The following is a 2,769-nucleotide window of genomic DNA, read 5'->3' on the forward strand; positions in this document are numbered from 1 at the left end:
GAGGTCTTCGCCAATGCGGCCCATGTGACCACGCTGGATCTGGTCAACAACCGCCTGGTCGCCAACCCGATGGAGCCGCGCGTGGCGGTGGGTGAGTATAGGCGGGGCACGGATGAGTACACGCTCTATACGACCTCGCAGAACCCGCATGTGATCCGCTTGCTGATGTGCGCCTTCGTGCTGGGTCTGCCCGAGCATAAGGTCCGCGTGGTGGCCCCGGATGTGGGCGGCGGTTTTGGCACCAAGATTTTCCACTATGCGGAAGAGGCGTTCTGTACCTTCGCCGCCAAGGCCTGCAACCGGCCCGTGAAGTGGACCTCCAGCCGGTCCGAGGCGTTCATGTCGGACGCCCATGGCCGGGATCATGTCAGCAAAATCGAACTGGCGCTGGATGCAGACAATAACTTCATCGGGTTGCGGACCAACACCTACGCGAACCTTGGAGCGTATCTGTCGACCTTCTCCAGCTCCGTGCCAACCTGGCTGCACGGCACGCTGATGGCGGGCAATTACAAGACGCCGGTCATTCAGGTGAATGTGAAGGCGATGTTCACCAATACGGTGCCGGTGGATGCCTATCGCGGCGCGGGCCGGCCCGAGGCGACGTTCCAGTTGGAACGCGTGGTGGACAAGGCCGCGCGCGAGCTAGGCGTCGATCCGATTGCCCTGCGCCGTCAGAACTTCATCACCCAGTTCCCCTATGACACGCCGGTCGCGCTGACCTATGACACCGGGGATTACAACGGGACCATGGATAAGCTGGAAGCCGCGGCTGATCTGCCCGGTTTTGCCGCACGCCGTGCGGCAAGCGAGGCCAAGGGCAAGCTGCGCGGTCTGGGCATCAACTGCTATATCGAGGCGTGCGGCATTGCGCCCTCGAACATCGTTGGCATGCTGGGGGCCCGGGCGGGTCTCTATGATGCGGCGACCGTGCGGGTGAATGCCACCGGATCGATCAGCGTCATGGTTGGCGCGCATAGCCATGGGCAGGGGCATGAGACTGCCTTCCCGCAGGTTGTGGCCGACATGATCGGCATTGATGAATCGATGGTCGAGATCGTGCATGGCGACACTTCGAAGATCCCGTTCGGCATGGGCACCTATGGCTCGCGCTCGCTGGCGGTCTGTGGCTCGGCCATGGTGAAGGCCACTGAGAAGGTGATCGACAAGGCCAAGAAGATTGCCGCCCACCTGCTGGAGGCGTCTGAGGCCGATATTGAGTTGAAGGACGGTCAGTTCAGCGTCGCGGGCACCGACAAGTCGGTGGCCTGGGGCGATGTAACCCTGACAGCCTACGTGCCGCATAACTTCCCGCTGGAGGTTGAGCCGGGGCTGGAGGAGACCGCGTTCTATGATCCGGCCAACTTCACCTTCCCCTCGGGCGCCTATGCCTGCGAGGTCGAGGTCGACCCGGAAACCGGTCAGGTCAGCGTCGAAGCCTTCACCGCGGCGGATGACTTTGGCAACATCGTCAACCCGATGATCGTGGATGGCCAGGTTCATGGCGGTATTGGCCAGGGTATCGGCCAGGCGCTGCTGGAGAACTGCGCCTATGACGAGAATGGCCAGCTGCTGAGCGCGTCCTTCATGGATTACGCCATGCCGCGCGCTGATGATGTGCCCTTCTACGGCGTCGATCATTCCAGCCAGACACCCTGTACGCATAACCCGTTGGGTGTGAAGGGCTGTGGTGAGGCCGGGGCAATTGGCTCTCCGCCGGCGGTGGTCAATGCGGTTCTGGATGCGATGAATTCGGGCGGCAAGGCGGTGGATCACATCGATATGCCAGTAAGCCCGTCGCGCGTCTGGGCGGCGATGAACAGCTGAGTTGAGAGGGCGGACCGGGGGCCAGCCCCCGGACCCCCGAGGTATTTTTAGCCAGATGAAGAGCGGATCTGCGCTCTTCGGAAAGGAAAAGCGGAATGTACAGTTTCGAGTTTGAAAAGCCCTCGAGCATTGCCGACGCGGTTGCTGCGTTGGGGGCCGAGGATGCGCAGCCATTGGGTGGGGGTCAGACGCTGATCCCGACGCTGAAGCAGCGCCTGGCGGCCCCTTCGGTGCTGGTCAGCATGGGTGGGATTGCCGAGATGCAGGGTGTCTGTGTCGAGGATGACGGCTCGGTCGTCATTGGCGGGGCGACGCCCCATGCCACGGTGGCGCGTGAAGCGGCGGGGTCGTATCCGGCGCTGGCGGCCTTGGCGGGTCAGATCGGTGATCCGGCGGTGCGCAATCGCGGCACCATTGGCGGGTCGGTGGCCAATAATGATCCGGCGGCCTGTTATCCGGCGGGCGTGCTGGGCTCGGGCGCAACCATCGTGACCAACGCGCGGCAGATCGCGGCGGACGACTTCTTTCAGGGCATGTTTGCCACCGCGCTGGATGAGGGTGAGATCATCACCTCGGTCCGGTTCCCGGTGCCTCAAGCGGCAAGCTATCAGAAGTTCCTGCAGCCTGCGTCCCGATTTGCCCTGGTCGGTGTCTACGTGGCGCGCTTTGCGGATGGTGTCCGTGTCGCCGTGACCGGCGCCAGCGAAGACGGCGTGTTCCGGTGGGCCGAGGCCGAAGAGGCCTTGAACAAATCCTTCAACGCCGAGGCGTTGATGGGGCTGAGCGTCAACCCGATGAACATGATCGCCGACCTGCATGGCAGCAAAACCTACCGCGCGCATCTCGTCAGCGTCATGACAAAACGCGCCGTCCAAAACTGCTCGTAAACACAGAAACAACAAACCCAAAAGCCCCGGGCAAAACCCCGGGGCTTTTGCTATG

2 protein-coding genes are annotated in these 2,769 nt (G+C 62.7%); both read left to right on the forward strand.

What is annotated here, in order from left to right:
* Window positions 1-1,827, forward strand: a 1,827-nt coding sequence (locus ACR0B5_RS22830) for a xanthine dehydrogenase family protein molybdopterin-binding subunit (RefSeq protein WP_480543681.1), incomplete at its 5' end; no start/stop codon positions are given.
* 95 nt (window positions 1,828-1,922) lie between these two features.
* Entirely contained in the window at window positions 1,923-2,714 is a 792-nt protein-coding gene (locus tag ACR0B5_RS22835) for an FAD binding domain-containing protein (RefSeq protein ID WP_480543683.1), read from the forward strand.
* Window positions 2,715-2,769: the final 55 nt, after the last annotated feature.

The organism is Ruegeria sp. AG1 (genome assembly GCF_056541705.1).

Coding starts and splice junctions, on each gene's coding strand:
- ACR0B5_RS22835 (WP_480543683.1), top strand. CDS start 1,923: ATGTACAGTTTCGAGTTTGAAAAGCCCTCGAGCATTGCCGACGCGGTT.